Origin of the sequence: Cellulomonas sp. PhB150 (genome assembly GCF_003755175.1) — a bacterium.
Taxonomy (GTDB): domain Bacteria; phylum Actinomycetota; class Actinomycetes; order Actinomycetales; family Cellulomonadaceae; genus Cellulomonas.
Genome location: NZ_RKHX01000004.1, coordinates 377,174 through 391,106, shown reverse-complemented (window position 1 = coordinate 391,106; position 13,933 = coordinate 377,174). Strand labels below are relative to the sequence as shown.

The following is a 13,933-nucleotide window of genomic DNA, read 5'->3' as shown; positions in this document are numbered from 1 at the left end:
GCTTACATCGAGGGCACGGCTTCCGTGCGAAACGGGAGGAAACGCCACCCCCAACGATGTGGAGTGCTCGATGAAGAGTGTGCGTACGCGCGGCCTCGTGGTCGCGACGACGGGCGCGGCCCTGGCCCTGAGCCTGGTCGGCTGCTCGAGCGACGACAGCGGCGACGGCGACAGCGACAGCCCGTCGGCCTCGGCCGACTGTGCCGCCTACGAGCAGTATGGCGACCTGAGCGGCAAGGAGGTGTCGGTCTACACCTCGATCGTCGCCCCCGAGGCCGACCAGCAGACCGACTCCTACAAGCCGTTCGAGGAGTGCACCGGCGCCACCATCAAGTACGAGGGCTCGCGCGAGTTCGAGGCGCAGCTCCCCGTCCGGATCAAGGCCGGCAACCCGCCGGACATCGCCTACGTCCCGCAGCCCGGCTTCCTCAAGTCGCTGGTGCAGGACAACCCCGATGCCGTGGTCCCCGCGCCGCAGAGCACGATCGACAACGCGAACAAGTACTACACCGAGGGCTGGGTCAACTACGGCACGGTCGACGGCAAGCTCTACGCCACTCCGCTCGGTGCCAACGTCAAGTCGTTCGTCTGGTACTCGCCGCAGGCCTTCGAGGACGGCGGCTACGCCGTGCCGACGACGTGGGACGACCTGATGACGCTCACCGACAAGATCGCGGCCGACCACCCCGACGCCAAGCCGTGGTGCGCGGGCATCGAGTCCGGCGACGCGACCGGCTGGCCCGCGACCGACTGGCTCGAGGACGTGGTCCTGCGGACTGCCGGGCCTGACGTGTACGACCAGTGGGTCAACCACGAGATCCCCTTCAACGACCCGCAGATCCTCACCGCGCTGCAGACCGTCGGAGGCATCCTCAAGAACCCGGCCGACGTCAACGGCGGTCTGGGTGACGTGAAGTCCATCGCGACGGCGCCGTGGAACGAGGCGGGCAACGGCATCCTCGACGGCACCTGCTTCCTGCACCGCGCGGCGAACTTCTACCAGGCCAACTGGGACGAGGGCGTCAAGGTCCAGGAGGCGCCGACCGACGACGGTGTCTACGCGTTCTACCTCCCGGGCAAGACCGAGGCCGACAAGCCGCTGCTCGGCGGCGGGGAGTTCGTCACGGGCTTCTCCGACCGTCCCGAGGTCGAGGCGTTCCGCACCTTCCTCGCCAGCCCCGAGTGGGCGAACGAGAAGGCCAAGGTCACGGGCCAGGGCTGGATCTCGGCCAACAAGGGCCTCGACGGCACCCTGCTGCAGTCCCCGATCGACCAGCTCTCGTTCAAGCTGCTCACGGACGACAGCTACACGTTCCGCTTCGACGGCTCCGACCAGATGCCCGGTGCCGTGGGTGCCGACGCGTTCTGGAAGCAGATGACGGCGTGGATCGGCGAGGACCAGGCTGACGACGTCACCCTGGCGAACATCGAGAAGGCCTGGCCGGCCTCCTGACCGGTCGAGCGCGGGAGGGGTCGCCCAGGCCGGCGGCTCCTCCCGCGCTCGTGCTCGCCCGCTGTCTCCTGCACCCCACCCGCCCGGACCGCACGACGACGTGCTGACGAGAGGCTGAATCGATGGACTGGCTCCTCCACGCGGACACGACCGGTCACAAGCTCGCGCTGATGGCCGTCGCCATCCTGCTGTTCGTCGCGGTGATGGGGATCGTGCTGTTCGGCATCGACCGCCTCAAGCGCGCACCCACGTGGCTCATCGTCGCCGGGTTCCTCGGCCCGACGCTGCTGTTCCTGGCGTTCGGGCTGGTCTACCCCGGGCTCAACACGATCTGGCTCTCGTTGTTCGACGCCAAGAGCAAGAACTTCGTCGGTGGGGACAACTACGTCACCGCGTTCACGGATCCGCAGTTCCAGGTCGTGCTGCGCAACACGGTCCTGTGGGTCGTGCTCGTCCCGCTGTGCGCCACGGCCATCGGCCTCGTCTACGCCGTGCTCATCGACCGCGCGCGCTTCGAGTCGTTCGCGAAGACGCTGATCTTCCTGCCGATGTCGATCTCCCTGGTGGGCGCCTCGATCATCTGGAAGTTCGTCTACGAGTACAAGCCGGACCAGGGCAACATCCAGCAGATCGGCCTGGCCAACCAACTGCTCGTCTGGGTCGGTCTTCCACCGCAGCAGTTCCTGCTCGACCAACCGTGGAACACGCTGTTCCTCATCGTCGTCATGATCTGGATCCAGGCCGGGTTCGCGATGACCGTGCTCTCGGCCGCGGTGAAGGCGATCCCCGACGACATCGTCGAGGCGGCCCGCCTCGACGGCCTGCACGGCCTCGGCATGTTCCGGTTCATCACCGTGCCGTCGATCCGGCCCGCGCTCGTGGTGGTCCTCACGACGATCGCGATGGCGACCCTCAAGGTCTTCGACGTGGTGCGGACGATGACGGGCGGCAACTTCAACACGTCCGTCGTGGCGTACGAGTTCTACACGCAGAGCTTCCGGGCCCAGAACGCCGGGCTGGGCGCGGCGCTCGCGGTGATCCTGTTCGTGCTCGTCATCCCCATCGTGATCTACAACGTGCGACAGCTGAAGCTCGCGGAGGAGGTCCGATGACCGTCATCCCGCCGACCGATCTCCTGGACGACGAGGTCGGAGACACGCGCAAGAAGGAGGGGCGCCTCTCCCGGGCCGACAAGCGCGCGATCGCGGTCAAGGGCCGGCTCTCGTCGCCGTGGGCCTCGACGATCGCCGTCGTCATCGCCGTGCTGTGGACGATCCCGACGCTCGGTCTCCTGGTCACGTCGTTCCGCCCCCGCGCAGACATCCGCAAGTCCGGCTGGTGGACCCTGTGGCAGGACCCGAACCTGACGCTCGACAACTACCACGAGGTGCTCTTCGGGTCCTCGACGAACCTGTCGACGTACTTCGTGAACTCCGTGGTCATCACGCTGCCCGCGGTCGTCATCCCGATCTCGCTCGCCCTGCTCGCCGCGTACGCGTTCGCCTGGATCGACTTCAAGGGTCGCAACATCCTGTTCGTCGCGGTCTTCGCGCTCCAGGTGGTCCCCATCCAGGTCACGATGATCCCGCTGCTCAGCCAGTACGTGAGTGCGGGCCTGAACGGCTCGTTCTGGGTGATCTGGCTCTCGCACTCGATCTTCGCGCTGCCGCTGGCCATCTACCTGCTGCACAACTTCATGAAGCAGATCCCGCGCGAGCTGGTCGAGGCTGCGCGCGTGGACGGCGCCGGGCACGTGAAGATCTTCTTCACCGTGCTGCTGCCGCTGCTCACGCCCGCCATCGCCTCGTTCGCGATCTTCCAGTTCCTCTGGGTGTGGAACGACCTGCTCGTCGCGCTCGTCTTCGGCACCACGGACACGTCGCCGCTCACGGTGCGCGTCGCCGAGCTCGCCGGCACGCGCGGCCAGCAGTGGCAGCTGCTGTCCGCGGGCGCCTTCGTGGCGATGGTCGTCCCGCTGATCGTCTTCCTGGCGCTGCAGCGCTACTTCGTGCGCGGCCTGCTGGCAGGCTCGGTGAAGGGGTAGCCGGGCTCAGGACTTGATCGCGAACCCCGCCCGCAGCAGGGCCTCGTCACGGGAGGACGGGCCGACGAGCAGCTCGAACGCCCCCGACTCGACCATCCGCACGCCGTCGGCGTCGACGAGCGTGCAGTCCGCCGCCGGCAGCGAGATCGACACCGTGCGCGTCTCGCCGGGAGCCAGGGGCACTCGCCGGTAGGCCTTGAGCTCCTTCTCGGCCCACGTGACCGAGGAGACGACGTCGTGCACGTAGACCTGCACGGTCTCGACGGCCGGCCGCGCACCGGTGTTCCGGAGCGTGACCTCGGCCTCGATCGTGTCGCAGGCGGTGACCGCGGGGGTGAGCACCTGCAGGTCGCCGTACTCGACCGTCGTGTAGGTCAGGCCCTCGCCGAACGCGAACGCCGGGCTCTGCGTGAGGTCGGCGTAGCGCTGGCCGTGCTGGCCGGGGAGCTGGTTGTAGAACGTGGGCTGCTGGCCGACGTGACGCGCGTAGGACAGCGGCAGGCGTCCGCTGGGCTCGATGAGGCCGAGCACCAGCTCGGCGACCGCCCGGCCGCCCCGCATGCCCGGGTTGGCGGCGTGGATGATCGCGGCCGCGCCGTGCGCCGAGGGCGGCAGGACGAGCGGCTTGGAGCTGATCACGACGACGACCATCGGCGTCCCGGTCTCGGCGAGCGCGTCGAGCAGCGCCACCTGCCCACCGATCAGGTCGAGCGTGGCCGTCGAGCGGCCCTCGCCGACGAGCTCGATGCAGTCGCCGACGACGGCGACGACGTAGTCCGCGCCGCGCGCGGCCTCGACGGCCTCGGCGATCAGGGCGTCGTCGGGCTCGGACGGGATGACGACCTGCGGGCGCGGCTGGCCGTCGGGGAAGAACTCGCCCTCGGGGTCGGCGCCGACGGTGAGGATGTCGGCGCCGCGCGCGTGCGTGACGGTCCAGCCTGCGGGGACGTGGTCGCGGAAGCCGTCGAGGACGGTCTGCGTCATGTGGCGCGGGTGGCCCTCGGGCAGCCAGTCGGCCTGGCCCGACGCGCCGGCCCAGTCGCCGAGCTGCGTGTGCTGGTCGTCGGCGTTCGGGCCGACGACGGCGACGGTGCGAGCCGACGTCCCGCCGGCCGCGCGCCCGTCCTCGTCGGCAGAGAAGCCGCCCTCGAGCGGCAGGGTGCCGTCGTTGGTGAGCAGGACGAGCGAGCCGCGGGCGACCTCGAGGTTGAGGGCGGCGTGCTCCGCCGAGCCGATGTGCCGCTCCTGCAGCGCGACGTCGGGGTGGCGAGGGTTCTCGAACAGGCCGAGCTCGAACTTCAGGGTGAGGATCCGCGCGACGGCGGCGTCGACCTGCGCCTCGTCGACCAGGCCCATGGCCACAGCCTCCTGCGCGCCGGCGAAGAAGTTGGGCGTCGTCATCACCATGTCGTTGCCGGCCTTGATGGCCCGCGCGGACGCCTCGGTGTAGTCGGCGGCGATGTGCTGCTCCCACACCATCCGGCCGACGTTGTCCCAGTCGGTCACGAGCGTGCCGGTGTAGCCCCACTCGCCGCGCAGCACGTCGTTGAGCAGCCAGTTGTTGACCGTGATCGGCACGCCGTCCATGGACTGGTAGCCGAGCATGAACGTGCGGCAGCCCTCCTTGGCCACGCGCTCGAAGGGCGGCAGGAACCAGGAGCGCAGCTTGCGTCGTGAGATGTCCGCCTCGCTCGCGTCGCGGCCGCCCTGCGTCTCGGAGTACCCGGCGAAGTGCTTGGCGGTGGCGAGGATCGCCGTCGGGTCGGCCAGGCCGTCGCCCTGGTAGCCGCGGACCATCGCGGAGGCCATCTCGCCGATGAGGAACGGGTCCTCGCCGAAGGTCTCGCTCACGCGGCCCCAGCGCAGGTCGCGCGTGATGCAGAGCACCGGGGAGAACGTCCAGTGGATGCCGGTCGCCGCGACCTCGACGGCGGTCGCGCGGGCGACCTGCTCGACGAGCTCGGGGTCCCAGGTCGCGGCCATGCCGAGCTGTGTCGGGAAGATCGTCGCGCCCACCCAGAACGAGTGGCCGTGGATGCAGTCCTCGGCGACGAGCAGCGGGATCCGCAGACGGGTCTTCGCGGTCAGCTCAGCAGCCTCGCGGACGCGCTCGGGCGACGCGTGCAGGATCGAGCCGGCATGCATCTCCTCGATGGCCGCGACGACGCCGTCCTTGGCGTTCAGCTGCAGCATCTGGCCGACCTTCTCGGGCAGCGTCATGCGACCCAGGAGGTCGGCGACGCGGTCCGCGACGGGCAGCTGCGGGTTCAGGTACGGCATCTCGGCAACCACGGCGGTGCCCCCTCTCGAAACGATTCGAAACGCATGGTAGCGCTTTCACCTACCGAACGGTAAGTCTTCGGAGGGGGTTCCCGCAGCGATTCAGCGGGTCGGCTTCAGGCGGTGCGTCGACCCGTCGCCGACGCGGCGCCGAGCCACGTGTGCGGGTTGCGGTCCCAGCACCACCCGAGCTTCGCCCGACGCTCGCTGATCCACACCGCCGGCACGCGCTGGTTGGTGCCCGTGCGCGACCCCATGAGCGAGAAGCACCGGTTGGGTCGCAGCATGTCCGGCCGGACGACGGCCAGGGCGACGCCCTCGTCGATGGTCAGCGGGACCCGCCCACGCCCGACGACGGTGCGCAGCGCGTCCTCGGGCCGGACGTTGCAGAACTCCGAGCCGGTGTCGATGCCCCACAGCAGGTACGGGCCGGTGGGCACCTCGAGATCGGGCAGCGGGAGGTAGGTCGGCGCCTCGTCACGGTCGATCACGCTGACGCCGAGCTTGGCGCCGCGGCGCATGGCGGGCGCGAGGTCGTTGGCGTCGATCCCGGGGACGACGAGCACGAACGCGACCGCGTCGTCGGCCTGGGTCGCTGCGGGGGTGGGGTCGAGCGCGGCCACCACCTGCGAGACGGGGGCGACGAGTGCGCGGAAGCCCGGCCCGTCGAGCCCCAGCAGCGCGGGAACCCCGAGCTCGACGTACGCGGTCACCTGCCGTTCGAGCTCGGCCACCGCGCCTGCGGTCGCGTCGAACGCGGTCGCGGCGGGCGACGGTGGTGCTGCGGCGGTGGGCAGTGCGGGGTCGACGACGGTCAGCGGGACGCCCATGGGGAGCTCCTGTCCGGTGGGGATGAGGCCCTGGTTCAACGGGCGCTGATCCGCGAGAGTTCCGTGGGTCGGCTCCGCTAGCGTCGTCGACACCCGAACACGGAGGAAGCGATGTCGTTCCAGGCGTACCTCGACACCATCGAGAAGAAGACCGGGCTCACCCCGCGCCAGCTCGTCGAGCAGGCGCACGAGCGCGGCTACGACGACCCGTCGGTCAAGGCCGGCGTGATCCTCGAGTGGCTCAAGACGGACTACGAGCTCGGCCGTGGGCACGGCATGGCGCTCGTCCACGTCATCAAGAACGGGCCGCAGATCAGCACGAAGTTCGTCGGGGACGACGGCGTGCACCGCGACGAGACGGACACCCTCTGGCTCGACGGGATCGCGACGAAGCCCACGCCGTAGCCGCGGCGCTCGCGCGGTGGGAGGCTGGCGGGCATGAGGCCGTTCACGCCGCAGGACTTCGCCGTCCGGCGTCGCCGCGCGGCCGCGCAGGCGCGGACTGCGGGCATGGCCGGCATCCTCGTCGCGCCGGGGCCGGACCTCGCCTACTTCACCGGGTACACCCCGACCGCGGTCACCGAGCGGCTGACGATGCTGGTCATCCCGGCCGAGGGGGACCCCGTCGTCGTGGTCCCGCTGCTCGAGCGCGGTGACCTCGTGCAGGCGACGGGCGGCGAGCTCGAGTCGTCGGCCTGGAACGACGGCGACGACGAGTACGCGACCGCCGCCCGGCTGCTCGCCGCGGACGGCCGCTACGCGGTGTCGGACGCGACCTGGGCGATGCACGTCCTCGGCCTGCAGCGCACGCTCACCGACGCCACCTTCGTCGCGTTCACGGACTCGCTGCCCATGCTGCGCGCCGTCAAGGACGCCGAGGAGATCAGTCGGCTCGCTGCAGCGGGTGCCGCCGCCGACGCCGCGTACGCCGACGTGCTGGGCCTGACGTTCTCCGGCCGCCGGGAGCGGGACGTGGCCGACGACCTCGGCCAGCTGCTGCGCGCGCACGGCCACGAGCACGTCGACTTCACGCTCGTCTGCGCGGGCGAGAACGGCGCGGACCCGCATCACGAGGCCGGCGGCCGCATCATCACCGACGGGGACATGGTGGTGCTCGACTTCGGCGGCCTGATGTGGGGCTACGGGTCGGACACCAGCCGCACGGTGCACGTCGGCGACGACTTCACCGGCCAGGAGCGCGAGGTGCACGACGTGGTCCGGGCCGCCCAGCAGGCGGGTGTCGAGGCGGTCCGCCCGGGCGCCACGTGCCAGGACGTCGACCGCGCCGCCCGCGCGGTGATCACGGACGCGGGATACGCCGAGCAGTTCATCCACCGCACCGGCCACGGCATCGGCACGACCACCCACGAGCCGCCCTACATGGTCGAGGGCGAGGAGCGGCTCATCGAGCCGGGCATGTGCTTCAGCGTCGAGCCGGGGATCTACCTGCCCGGGCAGTTCGGTGTGCGGATCGAGGACATCGTCGTCGCGTTCCCGCCGGGCAGCCCGGACTCGGCCCTGCGCCTCAACACCAGCCCGCGCGAGGTCCAGGTCGTCGCCTGACGGTCACGCCCCGACGTACGCGGCCAGGTGCTCGCCGGTGACGGTCGACCGCGCGGCCACGAGGTCGGCCGGTGTCCCCTCGAACACGACGCGCCCGCCGTCGTGCCCGGCGCCCGGGCCGATGTCGATGATCCAGTCGGCGTGCGCCATGACCGCCTGGTGGTGCTCGATGACGATGACGGAGCGGCCGGAGTCGACGAGTCGGTCGAGCAGACCGAGCAGGTTGGCCACGTCGGCCAGGTGCAGGCCGGTGGTCGGCTCGTCGAGGACGTAGACGCTGCCCTTCTCGCCCATGTGCGTGGCGAGCTTGAGCCGCTGGCGCTCGCCGCCGGACAGCGTGGGCAGCGGCTGGCCGAGGCGCAGGTAGCCCAGGCCCACGTCGGTGAGCCGGGCGAGGATCGCGTGCGCCGCGGGCGTGCGGGCGTCGCCCGAGCCGAAGAACTCCTCCGCCTCTGCCACCGACATGGCCAGGACGTCGCTGATGTCGCGGCCGCCCAGGTGGTACTCGAGCACCGAGGCGTCGAACCTCTTGCCCTCGCACACCTCGCACGTGGTCGCGACGCTCGCCATGATCCCGAGGTCGGTGTAGATCACGCCGGCCCCGTTGCAGTTGGGGCACGCGCCCTCGGAGTTGGCGCTGAACAGTGCGGGCTTGACCCCGTTGGCCTTGGCGAACGCCTTGCGGATCGGCTCGAGCAGACCCGTGTAGGTCGCCGGGTTGCTGCGCCGGGAGCCCTTGATCGCACCCTGGTCGATCGACACGACGCCGGAGTCGGCGGGGATCGAGCCGTGCACGAGCGAGCTCTTGCCCGACCCGGCGACCCCGGTGATCGCGACGAGCACCCCGAGCGGGACGTCGACGTCGACGTCGCGCAGGTTGTTGGCCGTCGCGCCCCGGATCTCGAGGGCGCCGGTCGGCGTGCGGACCGTCTCCTTGACCGCCGCGCGGTCGTCCAGGTGCCGGCCGGTCAGGGTGTCGCTCGCGCGCAGCTCGTCGACCGTGCCCTCGAAGCAGACCGTGCCGCCCGCCGTGCCCGCGCCGGGCCCGAGGTCGACGACGTGGTCGCCGATCGCGATCGCCTCGGGCTTGTGCTCGACGACGAGCACGGTGTTGCCCTTGTCCCGCAGGCGCAGGAGCAGGTCGTTCATCTGCTGGATGTCGTGCGGGTGCAGGCCGATCGTCGGCTCGTCGAAGACGTACGTGACGTCGGTGAGCGACGAGCCGAGGTGGCGGATCATCTTGGTCCGCTGGGACTCGCCGCCCGAGAGCGTGCCGGACGGGCGGTCGAGCGAGAGGTACCCGAGCCCGATCGTCACGAACGAGTCGAGCGTCTCCTGCAAGTTGGTGAGCAGCGGCGCGACCGACGGCTCGTCGAGCCCGCGCACCCACTCCGCGAGGTCGCTGATCTGCATCGAGCACGCGTCGGCGATGCTGACCTCGCCGATCTTCGAGCTCCGCGCACCCTCGCTGAGCCGCGATCCGCCGCACTCGGGGCACGTCGTGAACGTGACCGCGCGGTCGACGAACGCCCGGATGTGCGGCTGCATCGCCTCGCGGTCCTTGGACAGGAACGCCTTCTGCACCTTGGGGACCAGGCCCTCGTAGGTCATGTTGATGTCGCCGACCTTGACCTTGACCGGCTCCTTGTAGAGGAAGTCCGCGCGCTCCTGGGCGGTGTAGTCGCGGATCGCCTTGTCCGGGTCGACGAAGCCGGACCCGGTGAAGATCCGCACGCCCCAGCCGTCGGCGGTGTAGCCGGGGATGGTGAGGGCGCCCTCGTGCAGCGACTTGGAGTCGTCGAACAACTGGCTCAGGTCGATGTCCGTGGCGCTGCCCATGCCCTCGCACCGCGGGCACATGCCGCCCGTGACCGAGAAGCTGCGGCGCTCCTTGACCGTCTGGCCGCCCTTCTCCATCGTCACCGCGCCCGCGCCGGAGATCGAGGCGACGTTGAAGGAGAACGCCTGCGGCGAGCCGAGGTGCGGCTGCCCGAGCCGGCTGAACAGGATGCGGAGCATCGCGTTGGCGTCGGTCGCTGTGCCGACCGTCGAGCGGGCGTTCGCGCCCATGCGCTCCTGGTCGACGATGATCGCCGTGGTCAGCCCGTCGAGGACGTCGACGTCCGGGCGGGCCAGGGTCGGCATGAAGCCCTGCACGAAGCTGCTGTAGGTCTCGTTGATCATCCGCTGCGACTCGGCGGCGATCGTGCCGAACACGAGCGAGCTCTTCCCCGAGCCCGAGACGCCGGTGAAGACCGTCAGGCGGCGCTTGGGGATCTCGACGCTGACGTCCTTGAGGTTGTTCACCCGCGCACCCGTCACGCGGATCCGGTCGTGGCTGTCGGCAAGCGTCATGCGCGCGGCTCCCTCAGTCGGGCGGGAGCGTCCCCGCCGGCTCAGGTCACGAGTATGGCGGCAGCCGCCGACACGAGCGCCCACCCCTTGTCCGTCTCGTCGCGGCGGGGCAGGGTCGTCAGGTATGGACGAGTGGTGGATCTGCGCGACCTGCGCGGTGGAGCACGACGAGCAGCCCGAGGTCTGCACGATCTGCGCCGACGAGCGGCAGTGGGTGCCGGCCTCCGGGCAGGCCTGGACGACTCTGACCGAGCTCGAGGAGGCCGGCGTCCGCGCCGAGATCCACGTGCTCGAGCACGACCTGTACGCCCTGCGCACGACGCCCGATGTGGGGATCGGCCAGGAGTCGAAGCTCGTCGTGACCCCGGACGGCGTGCTGCTCTGGGACCCGATCGGCTACCTCGACGATGCACTGGTCGCGGCCGTCCGCGCGCTCGGCGAGGTCGTCGCCGTGGTCGCGAGCCACCCGCACATGTATGGGGTGCAGGTCGAGTGGTCGCGGCGGCTCGGGGGTGCCCCGATCCTGGTCGCCGAGCCCGACCGCGGCTGGGTTCAGCGCGAGGACGAGGCGATCGCGTCGTGGCAGGGCGACCTCGAGGTCCTGCCCGGCGTCGTGCTGTCCCAGCCGGGCGGTCACTTCCCGGGCAGCGCCGTCGTGCACTGGGCCGCGGGCGCGGGAGGGCGCGGGGTGCTGCTCAGCGGCGACACGATCTTCGCCAACCCCGACCGCACGTCGGTCAGCTTCATGCGCAGCTACCCGAACCGGATCCCGCTGTCCGGCGCGGTGGCCGAGCGGGTGGCGCAGCACGTCGCCCGGCGGCCGTTCGACCGCCTCTACAACAACTTCGCGGGGGTCATCCCGACCGGTGCGCGCGACGTCGTGCTGCGCTCCGCCGCCCGCCACGCCGCCTGGACCCGCGGGGACCACGACGGCCTCACGTGAGCAGGGCGAGGACCTCCGCGGTCGTGCCGGTCTCGCCGAGCTTCGGGAAGATCGACTCCACCGCGCGCCGGTGGTTCTCGGCGTCGCGGTCGCCCATCGCGTCGGTCACCAGGGCGACGTGGTAGCCGTGCTCGTGCGCGGCGCGCGCGGTCGACTCGACGCCCATGCTCGTCGCGATGCCCGTGAGCACCACCTGCGTGATCCCGCGGCGACGCAGCTGGACGTCCAGGTCGGTTCCGTGGAACGCACCCCAGTTCCGCTTGGTCACCACGACGTCCTCCGGGTGGCCGGCGAGCGCGTCGACGATCGTGTCCCAGCCCTCCGGGCGCGGGGTCGACGGGCGGACGGCCTCGGTGCGGCCGGGGGCGGCGTCGGAGCCGTCGGCGGCGAACGAGACGCGGACCAGCACGACGAGCCGGCCCCGGGCGCGGAACGCGTCGGCGAGCTGGACGGTGCGGTCGACGATGTCGGAAGCAGCCACCGGCACCGTCGGTGCGCCGGCGATGCCGTTCTGGAGGTCGATGACGACGAGGGCAGCGCGGTCGTCGATGGTCGTGAGCGTCATGCGGGAACCTCTCGGGTGGTGGGCACGCCGGTGCGGCGCAGGGAACGGTCGAGCAGGGTCAGCACGACGAGCGCCGCAGAGACGGCGACCATGAAGACCGTCAGCTCGTGCAGGCCGGGGGTCGTCGCGCCGTCGTCGAAGAAGGTGGCGGTCGCGGCCGACGAGGCGATCGCGCCGAGGTAGGTGAAGGTGCGCAGCAGGCCCGCGCTCGCGGCGATGCGGCCCTCGTCGGCCTGGTGGTAGAGCGCGTTCTGGTTGGCCAGGCTGTTCAGCCCCTGCGGGACGCCGGCCAGCAGCGCGAGCACCACCAGGACGACGATCGCGGTCTCGGCGTCCACGGCGAGCAGCAGGCCGCAGACGAGCAGGAGCGTGAGCGAGCCCACGACGAGCTTCCCGCGCACCTCGGGCCGCCGGCCGGACACGGTGGTGACGACGATCGCTCCCGCGAACATCGGCAGCAGCACGAGCCCCGCCCCCGACGCGGACAGGCCCCGCCCGGCCTCGAGCCACTGGGTGTACCCGTAGAGGAACGCGTAGGAGACGGTCGAGGCGAGCAGCTGCCGGACGTACGTCGCCAGCTGCGGCCCGTTGCCGCCGAGCACCCGCAGGTCGATGAACGGCTCGGCGGTGTGCAGCTCGCGCCACGCGAAGCCCGCCCCGGCCAGCACGGCAGCCGCGGCCTCGGGCCAGTGCCCCGCCTGCGGGCTCATGAGGAAGAGCATCAGCGAGACGAGGGCCACGGCGAACAGCGCGATCCCGAGCAGGTCGAGGCCGCGCCGCGGACCCCGCTCGACCCGCGGCAGCCGCATGGTCCCGAGCACGAGGCAAGCGATCGACAGCGGGACGTTCACCGTGAATATCGCGCGCCAGCCGCCGATCGCGATGAGCAGTCCGCCGAGCGTCGGGCCGATGACGGCGACCACCTGGTTCGCGACCGCGAGGATCGCCAGCACGCCGCTGGGTGAGTCGATCCCGGTCCGACGCGACTCGCGTCGGATGAGGTACATCGCGGCCGGGTAGCCGGCGCACGTGCCGAACCCGATCAGGACGCGCGCGGCGACGAGCGTGCCGAGGTTGGGGGCGAACGCCCCGACGAGCCCGGCGACACCGACCAGCGCGGTGCCGATCAGGTAGAGCGGCCGGGGACCGTACGTGTCGACGAGCCGCCCGACGACCGGTTGGCCGACCGACGTCGCGAGGTACAGCGAGGTCACCAACCAAGCGGTGTCGGAGGCGGGCACGCCGAGCGCGATGCCGATCGGGACCAGCGCCACCGCCAGCATCGAGGAGTTGACGGGGTTGAGCAGGGACCCCAGCACCATCGGCGGCAGGAGCCGCCGGTCGAACGTGGCGGGCGGGGCGGTCGTCGTCACTGCTCGGTGAGCCGTCCCAGCAGGTGCATCGCCTGCCCGATCGTCGCGAGCTCGTCGGCGTCGAACGCCTCCTCGAGGCTCGTCGCCAGCCACTCGGCCCGCGCCTCCCTGTCGCCCGCTGCACGCTCGCGGCCGGCCTCGGTGAGGTCGACGAGCTGGCGCCGGCCGTCGTCGGGATCGGGCGTGCGCCGGATGAGCCCGTGCTGGTCGAGGGCTGCGAGCGTCGCGGCCATCGACTGCGGGCGCACGCCCTCGGCGGCGGCGAGCGTGCTGGCCGAGCCGATCTCGCCCTTGCCGAGCCGCGTCAGGACGGCGACCTGCGAGGGCGTGAGGTCGTCGGCGCTGCCGACCACCTGCATCCGGCGGCGCAGGCGGGAGAACACGACCCGCAGGTCCCTGGCCACCTCGGCGGCGTTCGTCTGGCTCACGTCGTCCACCGTACGCTCGACAGGCTGAACTGAACAGTTAGGACTGTCTATCCACGATGTGCTGTGCAGATCCTGTGGACGCGCTTGACCCCGCGGCCG

Annotated in this window: 12 protein-coding genes; 6 read left to right on the top strand and 6 right to left on the bottom strand. The window is 71.1% G+C overall.

The genetic code is table 11. From position 1 onward, the window contains the following. Window positions 1-70: 70 nt before the first annotated feature. From EDF34_RS14865 to EDF34_RS14855, 3 genes are all read left to right on the top strand, one after another. A complete protein-coding gene (locus EDF34_RS14865) occupies window positions 71-1,453 on the top strand; it encodes an ABC transporter substrate-binding protein (RefSeq protein WP_123372268.1) in 1,383 nt (460 codons plus the stop codon). Window positions 1,454-1,575: 122 nt separating this feature from the next. After that, window positions 1,576-2,565: a carbohydrate ABC transporter permease gene (locus tag EDF34_RS14860; RefSeq protein ID WP_123372267.1), complete on the top strand. Its 990-nt coding sequence runs from the start codon at window positions 1,576-1,578 to the stop codon at window positions 2,563-2,565. Then, window positions 2,562-3,497: a carbohydrate ABC transporter permease gene (locus tag EDF34_RS14855; RefSeq protein WP_123372266.1), complete on the top strand. Its 936-nt coding sequence runs from the start codon at window positions 2,562-2,564 to the stop codon at window positions 3,495-3,497. Before EDF34_RS14860 ends, EDF34_RS14855 begins: the two co-directional genes overlap by 4 nt. A gap of 6 nt (window positions 3,498-3,503) precedes the next feature. On the opposite strand, the gene EDF34_RS14850 is transcribed toward EDF34_RS14855, so the two are convergent. Together EDF34_RS14850 and EDF34_RS14845 are read right to left on the bottom strand one after the other, a co-directional pair. Further along, entirely contained in the window at window positions 3,504-5,777 is a 2,274-nt protein-coding gene (locus EDF34_RS14850; RefSeq protein WP_199737916.1) for a glycoside hydrolase family 3 N-terminal domain-containing protein, read from the bottom strand. 116 nt (window positions 5,778-5,893) lie between these two features. Continuing rightward, entirely contained in the window at window positions 5,894-6,607 is a 714-nt protein-coding gene (locus tag EDF34_RS14845) for a DUF5701 family protein (protein ID WP_233575407.1), read from the bottom strand. A 111-nt stretch (window positions 6,608-6,718) separates the two neighbouring features. Between EDF34_RS14845 and EDF34_RS14840 the strand changes: the two genes are divergently transcribed. Both EDF34_RS14840 and EDF34_RS14835 read left to right on the top strand, forming a co-directional pair. Continuing rightward, entirely contained in the window at window positions 6,719-7,012 is a 294-nt protein-coding gene (locus EDF34_RS14840; RefSeq protein WP_123372264.1) for a DUF4287 domain-containing protein, read from the top strand. Window positions 7,013-7,045: 33 nt separating this feature from the next. Then, window positions 7,046-8,170, top strand: coding sequence for a Xaa-Pro peptidase family protein (locus EDF34_RS14835; protein WP_123372263.1), 1,125 nt, complete (start codon window positions 7,046-7,048; stop codon window positions 8,168-8,170). Window positions 8,171-8,173: 3 nt separating this feature from the next. On the opposite strand, the gene EDF34_RS14830 is transcribed toward EDF34_RS14835, so the two are convergent. Then, window positions 8,174-10,525, bottom strand: a complete 2,352-nt coding sequence (locus tag EDF34_RS14830; RefSeq protein WP_123372262.1) for an excinuclease ABC subunit UvrA — start codon at window positions 10,523-10,525, stop codon at window positions 8,174-8,176. A 124-nt stretch (window positions 10,526-10,649) separates the two neighbouring features. Here EDF34_RS14830 and EDF34_RS14825 point away from each other — a divergent pair, with 124 nt between their 5' ends. Further along, a complete protein-coding gene (locus EDF34_RS14825) occupies window positions 10,650-11,468 on the top strand; it encodes an MBL fold metallo-hydrolase (protein ID WP_123372261.1) in 819 nt (272 codons plus the stop codon). On the opposite strand, the gene EDF34_RS14820 is transcribed toward EDF34_RS14825, so the two are convergent. From EDF34_RS14820 to EDF34_RS14810, 3 genes are read right to left on the bottom strand one after another with little or no spacing between them, the layout of a single operon-like run. Beyond that, entirely contained in the window at window positions 11,461-12,033 is a 573-nt protein-coding gene (locus EDF34_RS14820; RefSeq protein ID WP_123372260.1) for an isochorismatase family protein, read from the bottom strand. The genes EDF34_RS14825 and EDF34_RS14820 overlap by 8 nt on opposite strands. Continuing rightward, a complete protein-coding gene (locus tag EDF34_RS14815) occupies window positions 12,030-13,406 on the bottom strand; it encodes an MFS transporter (protein WP_199737915.1) in 1,377 nt (458 codons plus the stop codon). The genes EDF34_RS14820 and EDF34_RS14815 overlap by 4 nt, the downstream gene beginning before the upstream one ends. After that, window positions 13,403-13,834, bottom strand: a complete 432-nt coding sequence (locus tag EDF34_RS14810) for a MarR family winged helix-turn-helix transcriptional regulator (protein WP_199737913.1) — start codon at window positions 13,832-13,834, stop codon at window positions 13,403-13,405. The genes EDF34_RS14815 and EDF34_RS14810 overlap by 4 nt, the downstream gene beginning before the upstream one ends. Between the last annotated feature and the right edge of the window lie 99 nt (window positions 13,835-13,933).

Bases quoted from the DNA above. Each gene is read 5' to 3' on its own strand.
- EDF34_RS14865 (WP_123372268.1), top strand. From the start codon at position 71: ATGAAGAGTGTGCGTACGCGCGGCCTCGTGGTCGCGACGACGGGCGCG.
- EDF34_RS14860 (WP_123372267.1), top strand. From the start codon at position 1,576: ATGGACTGGCTCCTCCACGCGGACACGACCGGTCACAAGCTCGCGCTG.
- EDF34_RS14855 (WP_123372266.1), top strand. From the start codon at position 2,562: ATGACCGTCATCCCGCCGACCGATCTCCTGGACGACGAGGTCGGAGAC.
- EDF34_RS14850 (WP_199737916.1), bottom strand. From the start codon at position 5,777: ATGCCGTACCTGAACCCGCAGCTGCCCGTCGCGGACCGCGTCGCCGAC.
- EDF34_RS14845 (WP_233575407.1), bottom strand. From the start codon at position 6,607: ATGGGCGTCCCGCTGACCGTCGTCGACCCCGCACTGCCCACCGCCGCA.
- EDF34_RS14840 (WP_123372264.1), top strand. From the start codon at position 6,719: ATGTCGTTCCAGGCGTACCTCGACACCATCGAGAAGAAGACCGGGCTC.
- EDF34_RS14835 (WP_123372263.1), top strand. From the start codon at position 7,046: ATGAGGCCGTTCACGCCGCAGGACTTCGCCGTCCGGCGTCGCCGCGCG.
- EDF34_RS14830 (WP_123372262.1), bottom strand. From the start codon at position 10,525: ATGACGCTTGCCGACAGCCACGACCGGATCCGCGTGACGGGTGCGCGG.
- EDF34_RS14825 (WP_123372261.1), top strand. From the start codon at position 10,650: ATGGACGAGTGGTGGATCTGCGCGACCTGCGCGGTGGAGCACGACGAG.
- EDF34_RS14820 (WP_123372260.1), bottom strand. From the start codon at position 12,033: ATGACGCTCACGACCATCGACGACCGCGCTGCCCTCGTCGTCATCGAC.